The organism is Fictibacillus fluitans (assembly GCF_030418125.1).
Taxonomy (GTDB): domain Bacteria; phylum Bacillota; class Bacilli; order Bacillales; family Fictibacillaceae; genus Fictibacillus_C; species Fictibacillus_C fluitans.
This window is the reverse complement of sequence record NZ_JAUHTR010000003.1, coordinates 107,391-128,347: the sequence shown is the minus strand read 5'-3', so window position 1 is coordinate 128,347 and position 20,957 is coordinate 107,391. Positions and strand designations below refer to the sequence as shown.

The window sequence follows — 20,957 nt, the reverse complement described above, 5'->3', positions numbered from 1 at the left end:
GCACATAACGTGCACTGCCTTTTCCATGCTATTTGACTTTTACAAGCTGGGAACGGTAATTGTCTTTTCTTCCCTCTGGCTTATAATGATTTTCGATATTGCCGCTCGCGTCCATGGCAAACCATTTGACTGTAGCGGTTTGCTCAAGAACTGGTTTTTCCGCGCCTTCACGAATGCCGCTGATCTGTATTTTTTTCGATGAGAATGTGGGACGCTTGTTATTGGTGGTATAGTAAATTGTTGCCGGCTCGGACGTTGAAAATTCGAGCGTTGATTTTTCCATTCCGCGTTTCACATGCAGGGAGGAAGTTGGCGCTTGTTTGTCATGCTCGTAGTCATAAGCAACATCCAGCATCCCGATCAGGCCGTTGGCGAACTCCATGGCTTCTTCATGCCCTTCTTCATAAGGCGGCTGAAATCCGACCAGCTCCCAACTTTTCTCCTGAGCGTTCCATAGATCTGCCCCAACTTCAAAATCCCAGGCATAAATGCCATTGTTATACCACAAGGCATCTGCTGAGTTTCCGGCTGCGGAATACAGCACATCAGGCACAGGACCCGTGCGTCCCGGCAGAATGGTTGTACCGCGGTACTCTTTAATTTGCTGAAGGATCCGTTCCGACGCACTCCAGAAGAAGGCCTCCTGCCCTGCAGTCGGACGCGGCAATGTTTCTCTGCCAAGTGCTTTATATGCTCCCGGAGGCCACATGAAATAGCCGCCATAGCTGTGTACATTCATGGCAAACTTCACATTCGGATTCTCATCTGCCAGCCAGATTAAGTTTTTGGCTTCCGGCTCGGACTGCTCTGTAGGGCCTCCGTAAACCGAGCTTTGACAGTCGGTGGAAGAACCCAGATATCCGTCATACACCGAACCGACTCCATGATTTCGGTTCAAATCGACACCCCATGCATTACGAAGAGCCGGGTCCGATTTCTCAGGGCCGCAATAATTGGTCATGTTCTTTCTCTGCCAGTTATAATCGTAAAAAGAATAGGTAGCACCATCCGGATTCATGGACGGGACGATAAAAATATCAAGATTATTCACCAATTTGCGTGTTGCTTTGTCTGTACTGTAGTTTCGAAGCAGCCGTTCCGCAGTCTCTACAGTTACGAGCGGTGTAACCCACTCACGGGCATGCTCTTGCGAATAGAGAAGAACTCCGGCTTTCGAGCCATCCCGATGTTTTCCGATCCGAATCGCTTTCATGGTATGTGGTTCGCGTGAAATCGACTCCGGTGCTTTTAAGCTATCAGTCAGCTTCATTTTTTCGGTTGGTGCAACAAGCCCTTCCCCGCTGTTTCCTCTAAAAGGTGTGGCGGTAACCAAACTCCCCGCCTCTGCATTTATTTTCTGGATAACGTCTTTTGCTTTGCTCGAACTTTGTCCTTCGGCGTCGGTTGCGAGCTTCACTACAATCGTATTATCCTTTGTCTCAATGGAAAGCGGAAGATTGGCACCTTCCTGTTTCATTGCCTGAAGGCTGATGCTGTTTCCGCCTTCATTGCCCCATTTTTTCGAGGTAATGACAACAGCTGAGGACGGGTTCCCCTGATCTCCAATCATCGTTTGTGCCTTTCTGCGATAACCGTTGGTCTCATATGGCAGTTCTACAATTTCTGCAATATTGGAAAATTGCTTTGCCAGCTTGGTGATCCGCTGGTCAAGCTCAGTTGGCGTCATGTAATGGTCTGTAAAATCCGATACATAGTGTTTGCCTGGTGCCGGCTTCTTGCCTCCAATCCAGTCTGTTACCTTTGCTTCCAGGGTGCCGCCAAGACTGCTCGTGATTTTAACTTTTGAAGGCCGGGTATCCACCGGCAGCAGCATGGAATGATACATGTAAACACCCGCATCCTCTATGCGTTCAAGCGCAGCTGTCCCACCCGATTCCGGTGCTGTATTCTTTCCTTTGTCCCATGTTGCGGTAAGCACGGTCGAATTGAGAGAGCCTGCATCCGTCTTTGCTTCTACATACAGGAACTTGCCGCCCTGGCTTGTAAAATAGTTGGCTCGCAGAATGGTAACCTTGTCCTTGACGGCTGCCAGATCTTTTTCCTGCTGAACCGTAAATTGGCGCTCCTGCCTCAGGGTTTGGATTTGCTGCTGGGTAGAAATAACGTCTGTCTTGTATCCTTTTAATTGCAAAATCTTCATTTCTTCCCTGGTCAGGATAGCATCTGCTTCCATTCCCTGGCCTGCATGCTGGTCGATGTTTTCCGTAAGATCAATTCCATAGCTTAGCAGTTTGTCCAGATCCGCACGGTTCTTCAAATGGATCTTCACCAGCATAGGGTCATTCTTTACCGTTGCAGGTGGGCTTGCCGCATAGGTTGATGCCAGCGGCAAAGGCAGCAGAATGGCAGCAGCCATCGACACAGCCATGAGTTTTTTCTTCGTCTTTCGACTTTTCAATTTTATCGCCTCCAATAATCGACTATTATGCAAAATATGTAAGTTGATTACAGTATAAGATAAATTAAGTGAATATTTTGTCTCTTCTTGTTTGTTGACCATAAAATGATTCCAAGTAACTAAATCAATACCCGGGGCCCATGCTATAAGTCCCTGAAAATAAAGCGTTATATTTTCTTTTCGGCAGCAAACCTACTACACTGTTACTATGGTAAGTTACTACGTACATATGGGAGGATGTTATGTCTGTTTACGAGTATCATGCGAAGACGATCATGGGCGAGGAAAAAGCACTTCAGGAGTATGAAGGAAAAGTCTTGGTTATTGTCAATACAGCCAGTAAGTGCGGATTTACTCCGCAATATAAGGAGCTTCAGGCACTTTATGATGAATTCAAGGATCGGGGCCTTGAAATATTGGGGTTCCCGTGCAATCAGTTTGCCGGACAGGAGCCTGGAGATGAAGAAGAAATCCAGGAATTTTGCGAGTTGAATTATGGAGTCGCCTTTCCGATGTTTGCCAAGGTGGATGTAAAAGGCGATCATACACACCCTCTCTTTACCTATTTAACCCATGAAGCACCCGGGATTTTAGGGTCCAAAGCCATCAAATGGAACTTCACCAAATTTGTGGTGAACAAGCAGGGAGAAGTTGTATCCCGCCATTCTCCTCAAACCTCACCGAAGGATATGAAAAAGGAAATAGAAGCACTGCTCGCGCAGTAATCTGTCCGCACGCTTTAGGGGAAACCTAAAAGCGTGCGTTTTTCAATACACAGTAATTAGGCTTGTCGGCAAGGCAAACGTCCAGACCGAGTGATTCCTCCTACATATACTGTATCGAGAATGTTGGAATTGGATATTAAAGGAGGAATTTTAAATGTATGCAAACTCACCGATTAATGCACCAATCAATGCTCCGTTAAACGTACCTGTATCGACGGCTTCTTATGGGTATGGTTATGGCGGCGGATGCGGCGGAGGTTACGGCGGATACGGGTATGGCGGCGGAAGAGGATTCGCGATTATCATCGTATTGTTCATCCTCTTGATCATCATCGGCTGCGCATGCTGGTCCGGCCACGGCCACGGCGGATGCGAAAGCAGCAGCAGCTGCTAGTAGCTCATGGAGCAAATAAAGATCCAGGCGGTTATCCGCCTGGATCTTTTTGTTTTTTTAAAGAAGAACTTCCTCCGCAACCTCGCTTGCAGCCGATAGTCTCACAGGGTAAATGCTCGTGAACGGCAAGGGACTTTCCGGCAAATCTCCAGCGTAAAGAAGTGCAACGAGAGAGGCCTCCGGCAGAGAAACGGTATCCAGCACTGCTCCTTGCAGTTGAAGGGCAGAAATCGCTTCTCCCGAGATGTGCTCTTTTTCACCAATAAGAAGATAGGTTGTTCCCTCCTTGGCCTGTTTTCTTTGCGCCACTTCTGAGACTGCCGGTTTATCCTGGTAAACGCTGCCCGATTCATAGAGCGACAGGAAGTCTTCGACGATGGCACTTGCAGTTGCTTCAGCCCCGGCGCCCGGTCCCTGCAAGGTTAAACAGCCAAGCAGATCCGTCTGAATCCGGACTGCATTGTCCACTCCCTCCACTCCGTAAAGCGGATGTTCACTGTCCACCAAGACCGGTTTTACCTTCAGCCCGAGGCTGTCATCAAGAAGCACAAGGTGCTTGAGGCGCAGTCCAAGCTGCTCTGCCAGCTGTATTTCCTCCAGACGAACCGTTCCAATTCCCTTTACCTCCGCTTCCTCCCATAAAGGCTGTACACCATATATCCATTGACTCAGCACCATGGCTTTATAAAAAGCATCCAGCCCTTCAATATCATTCGTCGGGTCAGGTTCTGCATAACCTTTTTGCTGGGCGAGTTCCAGAGCTTCCGGAAACGTGGATCCTGTTGTTCTCATATGGGAAAGAATAAAATTGGAGGTGCCGTTCAAGATCCCTTCCACATGCTGTACTTTATTAATTCTCAGAAGCTCTCTCAGTGTCCTTAACACCGGAATGCCGCCCCCTACACTTGCTTCAAATACAAAGCGCGCTCCTTTTGCTTTCGCAAGATTTATAAGTTCTTCCCCATGGCGGGCGATCAGGTCTTTATTGGCAGAAATCACATGGCATCCTGCTTCGAGTGACCGGGTAATATACGTTCTGGCTGGTTCAATTCCTCCGATGGCTTCAATGATTACATCCGGCGCCTCTTTATCCAAAATTTTTTCAAACTCTGAATATAATGGCGCTTTCTGATATTCGGACCTTGATTTTGCAGGATTTTTAATCAATATTCCCGATACACGGATCTTTTTCCCCAGCAGCTGTTCAATCTCCGGTTTTCTTTTTAAGAGTGAGGAATAAACTCCGGTTCCCACAGTTCCCAGTCCAAGCAATGCAATTTTGATTTCGCTCAATGATATCTCTCCTTTTTTTGAATGGTTCAGCTTAACCTTGAACAAAGCTTAGAAAATGAAAAAACCCTCTTCCTAAGAAGAGGGCTTCCGGCCTCCTCTTATCAACCAGGATTTCTCCTGCAGGTAGTAGCACCTTTTCAGACAATATGCCTGAAGGTTGCCGGGCTTCATCGGGCCTTTCCCTCCGCCGCTCTGGATAAGAGTACATATGAAATTAAAACATGTTATGCAGCAATTGATTATTTCAGCACAAAAAACTCCCTTATCAAAGATAAGAGAGTTACATTCCGGTTTCATCTCTTATCTCTCAAAGTGTTACCTTTGAAGGACTTGGCACCTTTTCAGACAAATATGTCTGAAGGTTGCCGGGTTTCATCGGGCCTTTCCCTCCACCGCTCTGGATAAGCTATATTTAAATTAGTATTACTTTATCATGGAGGAAGAAGAGCGTCAACTGCTCCTGGACCTATTTTTCCGTTCGAGATAAAACATGATCAGCAGAGAAGGCGCCAGAGCTATCATAAATGATTTTGTGATAACCGCTCCATTGAAACGTTCATTCGCTGCGATATGAAAGGCAAAATCTGTAAATGTGATAGCCAACGCCATTAAAAGGGCACCAGGAATTACGTTTTTCATAACCAATCCTCCTGCCAAACGAAATTGAATTACCTTTAGTTTACAAAATTCCGGTAATGAAATCCATTGTTTCAGGAGGTATTTACGACAATATTCAGTTAACCACTTTCCCGGCGCAAATCAGGCGCAATCCTTCAAGGGCATCCTGCTGGTCCTGTCCTAGCGCCGTTATGCAGCATAACCCTGCGATTCCTGACAGCTTGCTCATGCTTAGCATGCTTTTGGCATTCATCTGGCAATTATCAAATTCGAAATAGATCTGGCACTCTTCAAATTCGTTCGCTTTATGAACAAGCTTTGAGATCGTTCTTGAATTCATTTTATCCTGCAAAAAGCAGTATGTCTTCATATCTTTCCACTCCTATTCCTTTTCCCTGCCATTATAGCCCCCAATGATTAAGCACATATTAAGGCAGTTTAACTTTTTTGCATACCAATGAAGATATGCACGCCTGACCATCAATATGTGGATATTGGGCAGTTCAGGAAGAAAGGCTGAGCATCCGGAGCTAAAGCTGTTGTTTCTCCGGCCCGCTCTGTTCCCATGCCTGCATTCCTGCACCTCCTGGTTCTGCTTGCATACACCAAAACAAAAAAACACGCTCCTTTATTATCAGGGCGTGTTTTTTCATTATTCGCTATCCTTAACATTCTTGATTTCGGCGATATCTCCCTGATTGGCGATTGGATCAGCATACGTTCCCTTTGGAATATCCGCCTTTCGCTTTCGCTGTTCCGCATTTTGCTCACGTCTTTTTTCATTTTCGGCCATCCGGACACCTCCTTGCCTGGTACTTAACATATCCAAACGAGGTAGAAACTACTCAGTTACTTTCCGAGATTAATGTAGGCCTTTTGGGTATCTGCCTTCTTTTTGATCATGTGTGTTTCATACAGCCAATCTGAAACCTTGTCCCACGAACTCTGGTCCTGATACCCAAACGGCTTGCTTCCACTGTCCATCAGAGGCAGCAGAATTTGAAGACTTTTCTTTTCTACCTTTTGATCCAGCGGAAATTCTTTGTTTTCATGCTCAAACAAAACATTCAACGCTTTTTCCGGCTGCTTCTGTACATCTTTTTGCCCTTTGGACAGCGCCCGCCAGAACTTTTGGTACAGCTTTTTGTTCTTCTTCAGCCCATCTTCACTTGAAACAAGTACAAGTTCATAATAATCAGGTACACCGTATTTTACGGGATCAATCGACCGCACAGGGTGCCCTTCTTTTTCCAGCAGAATTTGTTCATGGTTGATGTATCCCCCCGAAACGCCATCGACTTTTTCGGAAGCCATAGCCGGAATGATATCCCAGCCGATATCCGTCATTTTTACATCATCCGGGTTTCCCCCGTCATGCTTTACCATCGTTTTGACAATAGCTTCATTTATTGGAATAGAAGGATAACCCACATTTTTCCCTTCAAGATCTTTAGGTGTATGAATGCTGCTTTTCTTTGCTACCATCAGATGATTGAGCGGATGCCTCACCAGCGCGCCCAGAGAAACTACCGGTATGTTCTCCGCCCGGGAAAGCACAACCTGCGGCTGGTAGGTTAACGCAAGATCTGTACGTCCTGCAGCCACCAGCTTTAGTGGGTCATTGGTTTCAGCTGGCATTTTCACATCTACCTCAATGCCTTCCTTTTTAAAATACCCTTTTTCAATGGCATCATAGATTCCGGCATGCACCGCATTCGGGTACCAGTCGAGCATCAACGTTACTTTCTTTAATCCGTTTTTCCCTTCCCCGCCTTCTGTAGCAGAGGAGGAACATGCGCCAAGAGCAAGAATCAAGCACCCTGCAAGCAGCCATTTACTGTGTTTCATCCACTTTTTCATGTTGTACATCCTTTCTGACTTCTTTCCATTTGAACGTTCGTTTTTCTGCAAGCGCTGCTGCTCCAAAAAAACACATGCCAAGCAGCGATAAAAGGAAAATGGCGGAAAAGACACCTTCCGCGTTCAGGCTTCCTGACATTCTCCTCGAATAGTACCCGAGCCCTTCGCTTGCTCCCAGCCATTCACCGATGGTTGCGCCGACCACCGAAAATACCGCAGCGAGTTTGATGCCCGAAAAAAACGAGGGAAGGGCCATGGGCATCTGAACTTTTTTAAAGATCTGCCATCTCCGTGCTCCCATCGACCGCAATAGGTCCACATAGTCCCGGTCATGATGATTCAGGCCGTCATATGTACTTACCACAATGGGAAAGAAAGCGATCAAAACGGTAACCGCCACCTTGCTCCAGATACTGTAGCCGAACCAAAGGACAAAGATGGGCGACAGAGCGATGATCGGTATGGTTTGGGAGATCAATACCGCGGGATACACCGTTCTTTGCACCGATTTGAAAAAAAACATGGATACCGCAAGTGAAACACCCGCCAACGCCGCAATCAAAAAGCCGATGGTGGTTTCCTTGAATGTCGCCCATGTATGCATAAGCAAGATGTCCCTGTTCTCAACAAGTGACAAAAGGATTCCCGACGGCGCCGGCAATATAAAAGGCGGCAGTCTGCCTGTATCAACAAGCCATTCCCATACACCAAGCAGGATGGCGGCTGCCATCAAAAATAAATAATAATCCTTAAGAAATGCCTTGATACGATTCATGTGTAATTCTGCTCTCCAATGTATTGATCAATCCAGTTATTTCAGGGGTTAAAAACGCCTCTCGCGGTCTCGGCAGCTGAACCATGATTTCCTCGGTTTCACCTGACGGGTGAAGCACAATAATCCGATCACTTAAAAAAACCGCCTCGTGAAGGTCATGGGTGACCAGGACGATCGTTTTATTCAGCTCTCTCCAAAGAGCAGCCATCCATTGGTGCATATCCTTTTTTGTCATCGCATCAAGAGCGCCAAATGGTTCGTCCAGAAAAAGCACATCTTTTCCCGTCAGCAGTGTACGCAAAAAGGCAATTCTTTGACGCATTCCACCTGACAGCTCATGAGGGTAGGCTTCCTGACAGGCCGACAGCCCCACCCTTTCCAGAAGGGCTTCCGCCTCTTTTTTCTTTTCTTTTTTCTCCTTTTGAAGTTCTGGTGACAAAAGCAGGTTATCCATGACCGTACGCCATGGAAGAAGGAGATCTTTTTGAGGCATATAGCCTGCTGAACCCGGGACAGACGGCATGTTTTGAATCATGATTTCCCCTTCATCCGGTTTCTCCAGACCGCATGCAAGTTTAAGCAGTGTACTTTTTCCTGTACCGCTTTTGCCGATAATCGAGACGAATTCCCCCGCTGCTGCTTCCAGGTTTATGTTCCTTAAAATAGATTTGCGCTCTCCGTTGTTTTTAATGCTGTAAGAAACATTCTTCATCATGAACGTCATTTCCATTCACCTCCCGTTCTGCCTCGTTATACAGGCCATTCGTGCCCGTAATAGACCATGTCCCAAAACATGAACTCAAATCGTGATGTCGTCAGAAAGTGGTTCTGCAAACCCTCGAGCTCCTGATTTGTTTTTCCTTCTGCCCATTCATCAAGCTTCTCCTTCAGCCAATGGGAAAGACTGCCGAATTCTTCAGAGGCGTACATTTCAATCCAAGGTTGGTACGGATGACCGTCCAGGTTCTTCACTTCTTTTTTCAGCATGGTTCCGATCTCATGATAGCTCCACATGCATGGCAAAAGACATGAAACCAATTCCGCGAGGCTCCCCTGCTGGGATGCCGTCAGCATGTACCTTGTATATGCGAGATTAATAGGCGTCGCTTTTTCATTTTCCAGTTCTTCCTCACCAATGCCGATTTCCTTGCAATACCCCCGGTGAAGATCCATTTCCGTATGCAGGGTTTCATGCAGAAGACTGGAAAACCATTTAATCGTTTCCGTATCCTCTGCTTTTACCACGCCAAGTGCAAACAGCTTGGCATAATCCTTCAGGAATACGTAATCCTGTTTCATATAAAACATAAAACGCTCCATCGGCAGGGAGCCGTCCTTTATTCCCTGAACAAATGGATGGCGGTGGATATGCTCCCATACCGGCAATACCCGTTCATGCAGCTGGCTGGTAAAGCGGTCCTTAGTCATTTGTACTGCTCCTTTCTGTATTGCACCATTTTTCGATAAACCCGGCGAGAACTTTGGCATGCTCAACCAGCTGCCCAAGCTCAACCTTCTCGTTTAGAGAATGAGCCTCTTCCAGTTTGCCGGGACCGTAGATTACTGTTGGTACACCGGCCTGTCCCAACCAGCCCGCGTCTGTTACTGTTGGTGACATGGACACCGCTGCTTCCCTGCGGGATACCTCCCGATGCTGGTTCTTTAGCATGACAAGCCCTTGATGGCTTTCATCAATATCTATAGCGGGAAAGATTTCTCCTCTGTCTTCAATCATCGATTTTCCGCCCCATTCAAACAAAGGAGGATGGTGTTTCAGCCACGGATCTCCCAGGGCGACGGCAAGGATGTGCTGCTCGATTTCCTCTGCAACATCTTCATAAGTCTCATTCGGGTAAAAATGGACGGTAATCCAAAGCCTGCACTCATCTGCGATATACGCCGCATTCCTTCCCCCCTCAATTACCGAAGGATTGATCGTTGTGCTTCCCGGAGGAAAACCCGGGTAGGCTTTCGTTACGGCCCAGTGCCGTTCAAGCTCCTGAAGCCCTTGTATGACTTTCATCATCTTCTCTATAGCACTTGCACCCACAATCCCACCGCCGGCATGAATCATCCGGGAACGAAGGCCATCATGATGGGTGGTTTTGCTTTTTACCGTGATCCAGCCTGTAATCACACCGCCCTGGCCATGAATCTCCAGATCGGATGTATCCGCCACAATAGCAAAATCGGTATGCATGCCGCGGTCGACACATGATTTTGTTCCAGCCTCACCGGCTTCTTCTCCAGTTACGGATTGAAAAAATATATCGCCCTTCAGTTCAATTCCGAGTTCACACAGAAGCTGCAGCGCAAAAAGAGAGGAGGCCATTCCTCCTTTCATATCAGCTGTGCCTCTTCCATACAAAAAATCTCTCTCTTTTCTCAGTTCAAACGGCGGATGCTCCCACTCTGCTTCATCTCCCGCCGCCACCACGTCAATATGTCCATTAAGAATGAGACTTTGATACCGTTCTCTGTTTTTTCCGAATTTGGTGCCACACACTATCCTGTCACCGGGAAACAGCTCCCACTCCTCCGTCTCAAACCCAAGTTCCTGTAACAGATCATTGATATAGCCCTGGGCATCCCCGGTATTCCTGGCCGGAGGACTTTCCGTCCGGCAGGCGACAAGCGACCGAAGAATCCCAATCAAATCCTCTTTTCTTTCCTCTGCCAATCTATCAATCTTCTCCTTAATGCTGCTCATGCTCACCCTCCTTTAAGCTTTGTTGCTCTTAAAAGCAGTTGATTTCCGTTCCAGGATGCTCGCTTTTTACCGGCGTAAACGCCTACTTTCGCAGGGCGTGCGCTGAGCCCTACCGGCGTAAACGCCTCCTTATCGGCGCAAGCGCCTCCTGGTCTCACCTGTCACGCTACTCCCGCAGGACAAGGAACGCTACGGCAGCGAAACATCGCACGAAGAAAATGTGATCTTCATTTTCGAGGAGTCTCGCACCTTGCACTACAATCAACGTATCAACGAAGATTTCTTTCGCTTATCCCTTATGCATAAAAAAACCGCCTTCCCCGGATGAGGAAGGCGGCTGTATGATCGATTTGTCTTAAACCGTTTCGCAAGCCTGCTTCCCTACGCTGGCATCATCCAGATCAGGTTCCAAGGGTGTAGAACAAACCGTTCAGTCTCAGCCGTTTCCGGCTCCCCTAGCAGAGTGCTATTCAATTATCCTATTAAGCTGTAATACAAATTTTTGGCTTCTGCTATATCTTTCGTGCCATGGATTAAAACCCGTCCGTCCTTGAAAAAAACAAGCCGGTGCTGCTCGTTTGCCCTATAGGAGAGCAAATAAGGGTTTTGTTCAACCCTGCCTCCCAATCGTGACAGCACTCCGGAAAGCTCCTCCAGATCCCTCTCCCCGTGTTCAGATGGGCGGATTTGCACAGTATCTCTCCCGCAGAGGACGGCTGTCTTTGTCTGGTTTTCAGGATTCAAGTAAGGATATGATGGGTGGTTTCCGCAGGAAGGACAATCCTGTTTTTTAAGCTTCCTGACATCCATCGCCATGTAATGATTATTCCAAAGGTCAAAGGATACCAGTTTGTTTCTCAGTGCATCCTTGTTTCCGGTCAACAGCTTCAATGCCTCCGCTGTCTGATGGGCGACAACCATCTGTACAGCAGGAGCTATAATTCCCGCGGTATCACATGTCGCTCCGCCCATGGGCACTTTCTCAAGCAGACAGCTGAGGCAAGGAGTCTCTCCCGGTATAATAGAATAGCTAAGGCCATAGCTTCCCACACAGGCACCATAAATCCATGGGATTTTGGTTTCCTGAGAAATATCATTCATCAAAAGCCTTGTATCAAAGTTATCAGTGGCATCTATAATGAGGTGGACAAATTCCGTCAGCTGCCTCAGCTCTTCGGCACCCGCATCCATAACAAGCCCCTCAACCTCGATATCAGAGTTGAGCTGTTCCAGCCGTTCTCTTGCCGCCACCGCTTTTGGCATTCGATATTTTGCATCTTCCTCGCTGAACAGCTGCTGCCGCTGCAGGTTGCTCCATTCCACATAATCCCGGTCGACAATTGTGATTTTTCCAACGCCCGCCCGGGCAAGAATTTCAGCATTTCCTGTTCCCAGCGCCCCTGCACCAATGATCAGCACATGCTTATTGGCCAGGAGCTCCTGGCCTTCTTCTCCGATCGAATCAAATAAGATCTGCCTGGAGTAGCGATCGTTCATTAAACACTCATTCCCTCCAGCGGGCTGCTTGCCGTGGCATACCGTTTCTTTGGAATCCGTCCCGCTTCAAAACCAAGCCTGCCTGCTTCAATAGCCAGCTTCATCGCTTTTGCCATTTTCACCGGGTCTTCTGCGCCCGAGACGGCTGTGTTCAGCAACACGCCATCAGCGCCGAGCTCCATTGCAAAAGCGGCATCCGCCGGTGATCCGATTCCGGCGTCAACAATAACCGGTATCGTTGCCTGTTCAACAATAAGGCTGATATTCAGTGGGTTAATGATCCCAAGGCCCGAACCAATGGGTGAAGCTCCGGGCATGATGGCATGCACGCCAAGGTCCTCTAATTTCTTTGCAAGAAGTACATCATCAGAAGCATAAGGCAGAACCGTAAATCCTTCATTCAACAGTATCTCCGACGCTCTCAGCGTTTCTACCGGATCAGGCAGAAGGGTCTTGAAATCTCCTATTACTTCCACCTTAATCATATCACATAAACCGGAGGCTTTTGCCAGCTTTGCAATCCTGACTGCTTCTTCGGCTGTTTTGGCTCCCGCCGTATTGGGAAGCAGGGTATACTTCGACGCATCCAGCTTTTCCAGAAAGTTCGGCTGGTCGGGTTCAAATATATTCATTCTTCTGACCGCAAAGGTAAGGATTTCTGTGCCCGATACGTTAACTGCCTCTTTTTGCACATCAAAATTCGGAAATTTTCCTGTTCCCAAAAGAAGACGTGAAGAAAATTCATGGTTTCCAATTTTAAGCATTTCGCTCATCCTCCTCCTACAAAATGGACAATCTCTACTTTGTCTCCATTGGCCAATACCGCTTCGGCATGCTCACTTTTGCTCAAAATTTCTTCATTGAGCTCAACAATCGCTCCCTTGCCAGCCAGCTTCAGCTCTTTGATCAAATCACCAACCGTTTGAACACCTGCGACTTCCATCGTATTTCCGTTCACGACCAGCTTCATGTCCCCTCATCCTTTCATTTGTTCAAGTACAAACCGTTCGGGAGCAAATTCACACAGGCTTTGCTCCTCCTTCCTGCCGCAAATCAATTCGGTCATCCACTGTCCGGTAATCGGACTTAACAGAATTCCGTTTCTGAAATGCCCGGCCGCAAAATAGATGTTGGGATAACGGGGATGTTTCCCCATATATGGAAGGCCGTCCGGTGTTTGCGGCCGGAAGCCGCTCCACGCTTTCTCCCATTCTCCATTCCGGATCCCGGGAACCACTTTTATGGCTCCTTCAAGCAATTGCTGAATACCTTCGGCAGTTACTTTCCGGTCATACGTTCCAGTGTGCATCGTAGCACCGATGACGAGTCGTCCACCCTGCTTCGGCACAAGGTAGCAGTCTTCGGAAATGATGCTTGCCGTAATGACAGGCTCCATAAAGTTCAGCGACAGGCACTCCCCTTTCACGGGAAAGACCGGCATATGAAGACCTGTCTGAGCCGCGAGCCGACCTGTCCATACACCTGAAGCCAGCACAAGTTTTTCTCCGTAAAACGTTCCTGCGCTGGTTTGCACGCCTGTTCCCATCTCGGCAAACTCGAAGCCTGCCGCCTCGGTATACTCCATAAAGTCAGCACCCAGCTTTACAGCGGCCTGGGCATAGGCCTGAGTCAGCTTGGGAGCGTTCACCTGCCCGTCCCTCGGCAAAAACAGCCCGCCTGCCAGCTTTGTTGATATATTTGGTTCTTTTTTCCGAAGTTCATCCGCGTCCATCCACTCGGCAGGCTGGCCATTAACCCTGTGAAAGGCAGCCAATTCCTTCAGTCTTTCTGCTTCTGCGCCGTCTTTGGCCGTTTTCAGGAGTCCTTTATCGACCCATTCCATATCCACACCGCTGATTTCTTTCAGTTCATGGCTCAAGTCAGGAAACAGCTCCCTGCTCTGCCTGGCCATCTTATACATCGGGCCAGCTTCATGAATCTCAGCCTGGGCACCCAGCATGCCGGCTGCCGCTGATGATGCTTCACTTCCAATTTTGTTTCGTTCCAATACAAGGACGGTGTAAGGGGTATGACGGCGAAGAAAGTAAGCGATGGAACTGCCAATGACGCCTCCGCCGACGATAATGACATCATAATGTTTGCGCATCCTGATCACTTCCTTTCATTAAAGCGGTTTTGTACTGTTTAGCGATTGAAACAGGATCATCTGCATTCCAGATTCCTGACATGACAGCAATGCCTGATGCACCTGCACAGAGAACTGAGCTCACCTTCTCAGGAGAAATTCCTCCAATGGCGAAAACCGGAACGCTGACCGCTTTAGCGACATCCCTCAATTGATGAAGTCCCTTCGGCTCTTTATCCTTTTTGCTTTTGGTGGAAAAAACGTGTCCAAAAAAAAGATAGTCCGCCCCCTTCTGTTCCGCGTGGATGGCCCCCTCACTTGAATGAACGGACCGCCCGATTCTAAGAGGGGGAAAATGTTTCCTGACCACATCCGGCGCCAGGCTGCTTTCCTTTAAATGAACGCCTCCGAGTCCTGCAGCTGCCGCAACATCCACACGATCATTCATATAAATCGCTTCACTCTTTACCCCACGCTGCTTCAGCTTTTCGGACAAATTGTAAATGCTCCCTGCACTTTGGCTGTTTTCTCTGATATGTATAGCTGTTACATAAGGGACAAGAGTGGATGCCACTGCAAGAATCCGGTCGTCGCTCTGTTTGCCGTCCGTGATGACGTGGAACTCCAATTGCTCCATTTCCACTCCTCATTTCCATACAAAAAAGCCACTCTTTTCGTAGAAAGAGTGGCTGATTGATTGTTTTTTCAAATCAGATGCAGCAGCTGTCAAAGCTGTGCGGTCGCACTTCCCTACGCTGGCATCATCCAGATCAGGTTCAAAGGGTTTAGAACAATGCGTTCAGTCTCAGCCCGGAAGGCTCCCCCAGTGTTGCTTAAAATATGAAGTTATTTTTATCTTACCACGAGCGGAAAAAATGTAAAGTGATTAGAAGCTGATTTTCCCCTCAAGGAATGTACGCAATTCAGTTACTGGCATACGCACCTGTTCCATTGTATCACGGTCACGGACGGTCACTTGCTGGTCTTCCTTCGAATCGAAGTCATACGTGATACAGAAAGGGGTTCCGATCTCATCCTGTCTGCGGTATCGTTTTCCGATGGATCCGGTTTCGTCGTAGTCGATCATAAAGTCTTTGGCAAGGCTTCCGAACACTTCACGCGCTTCTTCGGATAATTTTTTAGAAAGCGGAAGTACCGCTGCTTTAAATGGCGCAAGGGCCGGGTGAAGATGAAGCACATTTCGTGTGTCTCCGCCTTCCAGCTCTTCCTCTTCATAAGCATCAATCAAGAAGGCAAGCGTTACACGATCCGCACCCAGCGATGGTTCGATGCAGTATGGAATATAGCGGTCATTTGTTTCCTGATCAATATAATTAAAATCTTCTCCGGAATGCTCGCTGTGACGCTTCAAGTCAAAGTCGGTGCGGGATGCAATCCCCCACAGCTCGCCCCAGCCAAATGGGAACTGGTACTCGAAATCCGTCGTCGCATTGCTGTAGTGGGAAAGCTCTTCGGATTCATGATCACGAAGGCGAAGCTTATCCTGCTTCATGCCAAGGTTCAACAGAAAATCGTGGGCATATTGCTTCCAGAAATCAAACCATTTCAGTTCCTCACCAGGCTTACAGAAGAATTCAAGCTCCATTTGTTCAAATTCCCGCGTACGGAATGTAAAGTTTCCTGGCGTAATTTCGTTTCGAAAGCTTTTGCCTACCTGGGCAATACCGAACGGCAGCTTTTTCCTCATCGTACGCTGAACGTTTTTAAAATTCACAAAGATCCCTTGTGCTGTTTCAGGACGAAGATAAATTTCGTTAGTGCTGGATTCCGTCACTCCCTGGAATGTTTTGAACATCAAATTAAACTGGCGGATGGAAGTAAAATCATGTGCTTCGCATTCGGGACAGGCAATATTATGCTCTTCAATCAACTTTTCCATTTCGTCAAACGATAATCCGTCCACGATCTTTTCAATGCCTTTTTCTGAAAGTGCATCCTCAATCAATTTGTCTGCACGGTGGCGTGTTTTACACTGTTTGCAGTCGATCATCGGGTCATTGAAGTTTCCAATATGACCAGAAGCCACCCATGTTTGTGGATTCATAAGGATTGCAGCATCAAGCCCTACATTGTATGGGGATTCCTGAACAAACTTTTTCCACCAGGCTTTTTTCACATTATTTTTCAGTTCCACACCGAGCGGGCCATAATCCCATGTATTCGAAAGTCCTCCGTAAATTTCAGAACCCGGAAAAATAAATCCGCGCTGCTTCGCCATGTTAACGACTTGCTCCATTGTTACACTCATGTCATTCTCTCCTTTAGTAGTGCTTTTAGTAATCAAAAAAGCCCCTAAGCTTTTTGTAAAACAAAAAGCCCCCATCCATAGACAAATCCTGTTTGTCCAGGGACGAGAGCTGTACTCACGCGGTTCCACCCTAATTGATGCAATCATCCTTGCATCCACTTTGGTCAATTAATGGCTCGAGACTTCCGTTTCTCTGAACATTTGTCCGGGCTTTCACCATCCCCGGTTCGCTTCTGCTAAAGAGGCTCAGATACTATTGGTCTGTCATTGCGTTATGATCTTCTATTATGGAAAAAATAGTACAATTTTTCCGCCATAATGTCAAGTCTGCACCTATTCTTACAGATTTATTCCCCAATATTCAAAAGCAAAAAACTCACCCTTTTGGATGAGTTTTTGTTACAAACGTTTAGAAGCCTCCAAAGCCGGCACCGGGAAATCCGCCATAATAACCAGGGTAGCCGCCGTATCCTCCTGGAAAGCCTCCATAAGCGCCAGGGAATGGAGCGACCCCGCCGTATCCATAACCGTATCCGAATGCGACCGGCGGACGGGGAGCGAGTGCAAAACCTGCAATCGTACCAAGACCAAGACCAACTAGCCCTGCACCCAGCAGCGGAAAGAATCTTCCTGTTCCATCGTCCTGATGGGGAAGCAAATAAACATTTTCCGCATCAACGCTTTGGATGGTTCCTACGTACCGATTGCCATCCTGGGTAGTGATTTCAACATCCTGCCCCATATGTTGACAGCATAAGCCATAATAATGTTCTTTCATGTATAACCCTCCCTTTTTGTTGAAATTACATAAAAGTTTCTATATATGGTATGCAATTTATGGAATATGGGTGTGGACAGCTGTCTGCTAGTTTGATGAATTGGAGAAAATGGGTACTAAGTATATAGAACCTTTGAAAGGGGTACCCATATGGATAAAGATTTGTCACAGCACAAAGAACATGCTGAAAGAAAAGCAAACGAATACAAAGAAGAAGCTGAACCATGGATTGTCCGCATGGCCCGGTTTGGCCACCTGTCGAAAGGTGCAGTTTATATTCTCATTGGAGTACTCGCCGTCATGACTGCATTTGGTTTAAGCGGCAAATTGACTACTTCCTCAGGAGCTCTTTACACCGTCGCCAAGCAGCCGTTTGGTTCAGTGATCCTTGCAGTCCTTGCTCTGGGGCTTGCCGGGTATGCGCTGTGGCAAATCATTATGGCAATCTTTGATCCTGAGCACAAAGGCAAGGATGCAAAGGGCTGGATGTCCCGGATCAGCTATCTTATTATCGCCGGTATCTATATCGGCCTTTGTGTCAGTGCAGTCAAAATCATATTCAGAGCAAGCTCAGGTTCATCAAGCGCGAAATACCAGACAATTTCAGCGAAAGTTCTTGCCCAGCCTTTTGGCCAGTTCATCATCGGGCTCCTTGGCGCCATCATTATTGGTGTAGGTTTATTTAATTTTTATAAAGCCTATAAAGAAAAGTATTTAAACAAACTGAAGCGCGAGGAAATGAATCAAAAGGAATGGAAGACTGTACGCTATATCGGAAAGTTCGGCATTAGTGCACATGGTGTGGTTTTTGCTATTATGGGAATCTTTCTTATCCGCGCCGCCGTTCAGGCAGACCCTAAAGAGACGAAAGGACTCGACGGGGCACTCGCAGAGCTTGTTAAACAGCCCTATGGGCAGGTTTTATTGACCGTAGTCGCCCTCGGTCTCGTTGCATATGGGGTATACCTGCTTTTTGAAGCACGCTTCAGAAGAATCGACCCTTAAAACCAAAAACATCCCGGCTCATGAGCCGGGATGTTTTTTTATTGATCGGGTGTCAGGACAAGTTTGTCTTCCCCCTTAAACGATGCTTCGTTTGTATAGGTTACGTGATAGTTACCTGTGGTCCAATCCTTAATCTGGTTGTCGTACCACTTGCTCAGCACATGTCCTGATTGCCCGGGCCCGACCACATTATAGGATTTGGACAAGTCGGAAAGATCTACGACCGTCCGCCATGCTGCACCGTGATTTACCTTTCCTGTCACCGTATCCCAACCTGCCGCTCCTACGGTTACCCGACTTCCGCCCATCTCCGTTTCTTTGGGGTTAAACAGCAGATTGAGCGGTTTAACTGCTGCGAGCGGGTGCTCAAACGGCAGCGTGTGATAAGCCCCCCATCTCCAATTTTTTGGATTTTCTCCCTGGAGAGTTTCAACTTCCTTTACCGTTCGTGAAAATGATCGTTTGGAGACAGCCTTAAGTCCGCCCGCTTCCGTTATCCAGGGTCCTTCCTGTCCCTTGGATGCACGGCGTATTAGCTGATCCACAACTTGTGCTTTTCCGTCAAAAAGGGCCATCATTTTTTCATCAATCTTTTTTTCAAACAGCACGCTGCTGAATTCCTGCATCCATAAATGAAACAGTAAAGGTGCGGCAAGTTCCTTATTATCCTCATAATTCCAGTCCTTCAATATCTGCAGGGCTTTCTTTTCGTTTGTATTCAGCTTGCCCTTTTCAACTTGCGGCAACAGAATGGGAAGCATCTCCTCGGCCTGAAGATTTTTTCTGTCAAACTGAAGTTTCTTCATATCATTCACTGACAGCTTTGCCTTCGAAGAGAGCACATCCTTAATCCGCTGTTCACGGTAGGGCTGGGCCCAGGAATCGGTAATATGGTATGGGTAATCCTCCCCAATGACTTTATTGTTTGCGGTAGCGATGAAGCCTTCCTTCGGATTCACAACTGTCGGCAGTTTTTCCCATGGAATGTACCCTTTCCACTCATACTTCTTTTCCCAGCCCGGAACTGGTACGGAAGCGTATTTCTCGCCGCGGATGGGAATATGTCCATTTGCACGGTAGGCGATGGTTCCATCCTCGGAAGCAAAGACAAAATTTTGGGCTGGTGTATGAAAATACGTAAGCGCCTTCTTGAATTGCTTCCAGTTTTCTGCTTTATTAAACATCAATACGGCCTGAAGCTCGGTGGAGGGTTCAAGTGCTGTCCACTTCAGAGATAAGGCGGTATCTTCTTTTTTATCGAGAGCAAATTCCGACATGACTGGCCCATGCCGGGTAACCGTTACTTTGTATGGAACTGTTTTGTGATCTTTTACTTTTATATTTTCCTGAATAACCTTCGCTTTTTCCCATTTGCCTTCATAAAGAAATTCCTCAGCATTTTTTGGGTTTCTTTTTTCTATATATAAATCCTGTACATCGGGGCCAACATTCGTCACTCCCCACGCCACCTTTTCGTTATGGCCGACGATAATACCCGGAACGCCTGCAAATACCACCCCGCTTACATTCATTCCAGGTGCCTTGAGCTGTGTTTCATACCATATGGAAGGCGTGGCGAGTCCGAGATGCGGATCGTCAGCCAAATAAGGTTTGCCCGATTTCGTTTTTTCCCCTGCAACGACCCAGTCATTCGAGCCGTTATATTCGTTTGGTACGACCGCGCCGGCGAGGCGGCTTTTGATGTCAATTTTCGCTTCCATGGCCTTATTTATGATTTCTGCCCCGTTTTCCGGATAAGACGGGAAAAGATCCAGTGCCTTTTCTTTTGGAAATTGCTGAATCAGATAGTGGCGGAAAGCCTGTCCTTCCCAATGGCCGCCAAGATCAAAAGCCATGTATTTTCCAATGGTGAGCGAATCGACGGGTGTCCATTTCTTCGGTTCATAACCGGCAAGCATAAATTCGACCGGAAGGTTTTTTTTCTTTTTCGCTTCCTTCAGATAGGCATTCACCCCATCTGCATACCACTGCAACACTTTTCTTGCCTCCGGAGAATAGACGTTGAACGAGGCTTCTGCTGCCCTGCGCAAACCCAGTGCTCTAAAAAAACGGTCTTTCTCAATTGTTTTTTCACCAATTACTTCACTTAACTGCCCTGAAGCCTGACGTCTGCTTAAATCCATCTGAAACATCCGGTCCTGAGCGGTTACATAACCTTGAGCCATATACATGTCCTTTACGGTTTTGGCCACGATGTGCGGTACGCCATTTTTATCCCGGTAGGCTTTCACTTCGGATGTCAGTGAGGATATTGTTTCGGTCCCGCTCGTCTCCGGCAGACTTTTTTGCATGACCCAATAAGCAGCAGCTCCTGAAAGTAAAAGAATGATTACAAATCCGGTTATTACGATAATGGCTGTTTTCTTCCAGCGGCGCCTTTTAGGCTGCTGTTTTTCAATTTGAACGGCAGTTTCCACCATCACTCCCCCTTTTTTTAATCCATTCTGTATCGCTGGCTGTTATCCTTCTCCTGGATTTACCAATTCCAAACCGCTCTCATATGTTTC

At 47.3% G+C, this 20,957-nt stretch carries 21 protein-coding genes and 4 riboswitches; of the genes, 3 read left to right on the top strand and 18 right to left on the bottom strand.

What is annotated here, in order from left to right; translation table 11 throughout:
• Nucleotides 1-28 precede the first annotated feature (28 nt).
• On the bottom strand, nt 29-2,419 hold the full coding sequence (locus QYB97_RS07855) for a M14 family metallopeptidase (protein WP_301165433.1): 2,391 nt from the start codon (nt 2,417-2,419) through the stop codon (nt 29-31).
• A gap of 242 nt (nt 2,420-2,661) precedes the next feature.
• Here QYB97_RS07855 and QYB97_RS07850 point away from each other — a divergent pair, with 242 nt between their 5' ends.
• A complete protein-coding gene (locus tag QYB97_RS07850) occupies nt 2,662-3,144 on the top strand; it encodes a glutathione peroxidase (RefSeq protein WP_301165432.1) in 483 nt (160 codons plus the stop codon).
• Between the two features lie 184 nt (nt 3,145-3,328).
• The gene (yjcZ, locus tag QYB97_RS07845; protein WP_301165697.1) at nt 3,329-3,538 is read left to right on the top strand and encodes a sporulation protein YjcZ; all 210 of its coding nucleotides are present in this window, start codon (nt 3,329-3,331) and stop codon (nt 3,536-3,538) included.
• A gap of 57 nt (nt 3,539-3,595) precedes the next feature.
• Here yjcZ and QYB97_RS07840 read toward each other — a convergent pair whose 3' ends face one another.
• From QYB97_RS07840 to QYB97_RS07765, 16 genes are all read right to left on the bottom strand, one after another.
• Nucleotides 3,596-4,831 (bottom strand): homoserine dehydrogenase, encoded by a 1,236-nt coding sequence (locus tag QYB97_RS07840; RefSeq protein ID WP_301165431.1) that lies wholly within the window; start codon nt 4,829-4,831, stop codon nt 3,596-3,598.
• 95 nt (nt 4,832-4,926) lie between these two features.
• A riboswitch (SAM riboswitch) is annotated at nt 4,927-5,034 on the bottom strand.
• Between the two features lie 94 nt (nt 5,035-5,128).
• A riboswitch (SAM riboswitch) is annotated at nt 5,129-5,239 on the bottom strand.
• A 42-nt stretch (nt 5,240-5,281) separates the two neighbouring features.
• Entirely contained in the window at nt 5,282-5,470 is a 189-nt protein-coding gene (locus tag QYB97_RS07835) for a hypothetical protein (RefSeq protein ID WP_301165430.1), read from the bottom strand.
• Nucleotides 5,471-5,564: 94 nt separating this feature from the next.
• Nucleotides 5,565-5,819, bottom strand: coding sequence for an HPr family phosphocarrier protein (locus tag QYB97_RS07830; RefSeq protein ID WP_301165429.1), 255 nt, complete (start codon nt 5,817-5,819; stop codon nt 5,565-5,567).
• A gap of 282 nt (nt 5,820-6,101) precedes the next feature.
• A complete protein-coding gene (locus QYB97_RS07825) occupies nt 6,102-6,242 on the bottom strand; it encodes a hypothetical protein (RefSeq protein WP_301165428.1) in 141 nt (46 codons plus the stop codon).
• Between the two features lie 56 nt (nt 6,243-6,298).
• On the bottom strand, nt 6,299-7,309 hold the full coding sequence (locus QYB97_RS07820) for an ABC transporter substrate-binding protein (protein WP_301165427.1): 1,011 nt from the start codon (nt 7,307-7,309) through the stop codon (nt 6,299-6,301).
• Nucleotides 7,284-8,084, bottom strand: a complete 801-nt coding sequence (locus QYB97_RS07815; protein ID WP_301165426.1) for an ABC transporter permease — start codon at nt 8,082-8,084, stop codon at nt 7,284-7,286. The genes QYB97_RS07820 and QYB97_RS07815 overlap by 26 nt, the downstream gene beginning before the upstream one ends.
• Nucleotides 8,059-8,808 carry an ABC transporter ATP-binding protein gene (locus QYB97_RS07810; RefSeq protein ID WP_301165425.1) on the bottom strand — a complete coding sequence of 250 codons (750 nt, stop codon included), beginning with the start codon at nt 8,806-8,808 and terminating at the stop codon, nt 8,059-8,061. Before QYB97_RS07810 ends, QYB97_RS07815 begins: the two co-directional genes overlap by 26 nt.
• Nucleotides 8,809-8,834: 26 nt before the next feature.
• Entirely contained in the window at nt 8,835-9,512 is a 678-nt protein-coding gene (gene tenA, locus QYB97_RS07805) for a thiaminase II (RefSeq protein WP_301165424.1), read from the bottom strand.
• Nucleotides 9,505-10,794, bottom strand: coding sequence for an acetylornithine deacetylase (locus QYB97_RS07800; protein ID WP_301165423.1), 1,290 nt, complete (start codon nt 10,792-10,794; stop codon nt 9,505-9,507). Before QYB97_RS07800 ends, tenA begins: the two co-directional genes overlap by 8 nt.
• A gap of 361 nt (nt 10,795-11,155) precedes the next feature.
• Nucleotides 11,156-11,261: riboswitch (TPP riboswitch) on the bottom strand.
• 7 nt (nt 11,262-11,268) lie between these two features.
• Nucleotides 11,269-12,291 (bottom strand): thiazole biosynthesis adenylyltransferase ThiF, encoded by a 1,023-nt coding sequence (locus tag QYB97_RS07795; protein ID WP_301165422.1) that lies wholly within the window; start codon nt 12,289-12,291, stop codon nt 11,269-11,271.
• Nucleotides 12,291-13,055 carry a thiazole synthase gene (locus QYB97_RS07790; protein WP_301165421.1) on the bottom strand — a complete coding sequence of 255 codons (765 nt, stop codon included), beginning with the start codon at nt 13,053-13,055 and terminating at the stop codon, nt 12,291-12,293. The genes QYB97_RS07795 and QYB97_RS07790 overlap by 1 nt, the downstream gene beginning before the upstream one ends.
• 5 nt (nt 13,056-13,060) lie before the next feature.
• Complete coding sequence (gene thiS / locus QYB97_RS07785) at nt 13,061-13,261, bottom strand: sulfur carrier protein ThiS (protein WP_301165420.1); 201 nt, start codon at nt 13,259-13,261, stop codon at nt 13,061-13,063.
• Nucleotides 13,262-13,267: 6 nt separating this feature from the next.
• On the bottom strand, nt 13,268-14,398 hold the full coding sequence (gene thiO / locus QYB97_RS07780; RefSeq protein WP_301165419.1) for a glycine oxidase ThiO: 1,131 nt from the start codon (nt 14,396-14,398) through the stop codon (nt 13,268-13,270).
• Complete coding sequence (locus QYB97_RS07775) at nt 14,382-15,014, bottom strand: thiamine phosphate synthase (protein WP_301165418.1); 633 nt, start codon at nt 15,012-15,014, stop codon at nt 14,382-14,384. The genes thiO and QYB97_RS07775 overlap by 17 nt, the downstream gene beginning before the upstream one ends.
• A gap of 93 nt (nt 15,015-15,107) precedes the next feature.
• Nucleotides 15,108-15,212, bottom strand: a riboswitch (TPP riboswitch).
• Between the two features lie 51 nt (nt 15,213-15,263).
• Nucleotides 15,264-16,646, bottom strand: coding sequence for a glycine--tRNA ligase (locus QYB97_RS07770; RefSeq protein ID WP_301165417.1), 1,383 nt, complete (start codon nt 16,644-16,646; stop codon nt 15,264-15,266).
• A 409-nt stretch (nt 16,647-17,055) separates the two neighbouring features.
• Entirely contained in the window at nt 17,056-17,424 is a 369-nt protein-coding gene (locus QYB97_RS07765; protein ID WP_301165416.1) for an LSm family protein, read from the bottom strand.
• A 150-nt stretch (nt 17,425-17,574) separates the two neighbouring features.
• Here QYB97_RS07765 and QYB97_RS07760 point away from each other — a divergent pair, with 150 nt between their 5' ends.
• Nucleotides 17,575-18,429, top strand: coding sequence for a DUF1206 domain-containing protein (locus QYB97_RS07760; RefSeq protein ID WP_301165415.1), 855 nt, complete (start codon nt 17,575-17,577; stop codon nt 18,427-18,429).
• Nucleotides 18,430-18,467: 38 nt separating this feature from the next.
• On the opposite strand, the gene QYB97_RS07755 is transcribed toward QYB97_RS07760, so the two are convergent.
• Complete coding sequence (locus QYB97_RS07755; protein WP_301165414.1) at nt 18,468-20,870, bottom strand: penicillin acylase family protein; 2,403 nt, start codon at nt 20,868-20,870, stop codon at nt 18,468-18,470.
• Between the last annotated feature and the right edge of the window lie 87 nt (nt 20,871-20,957).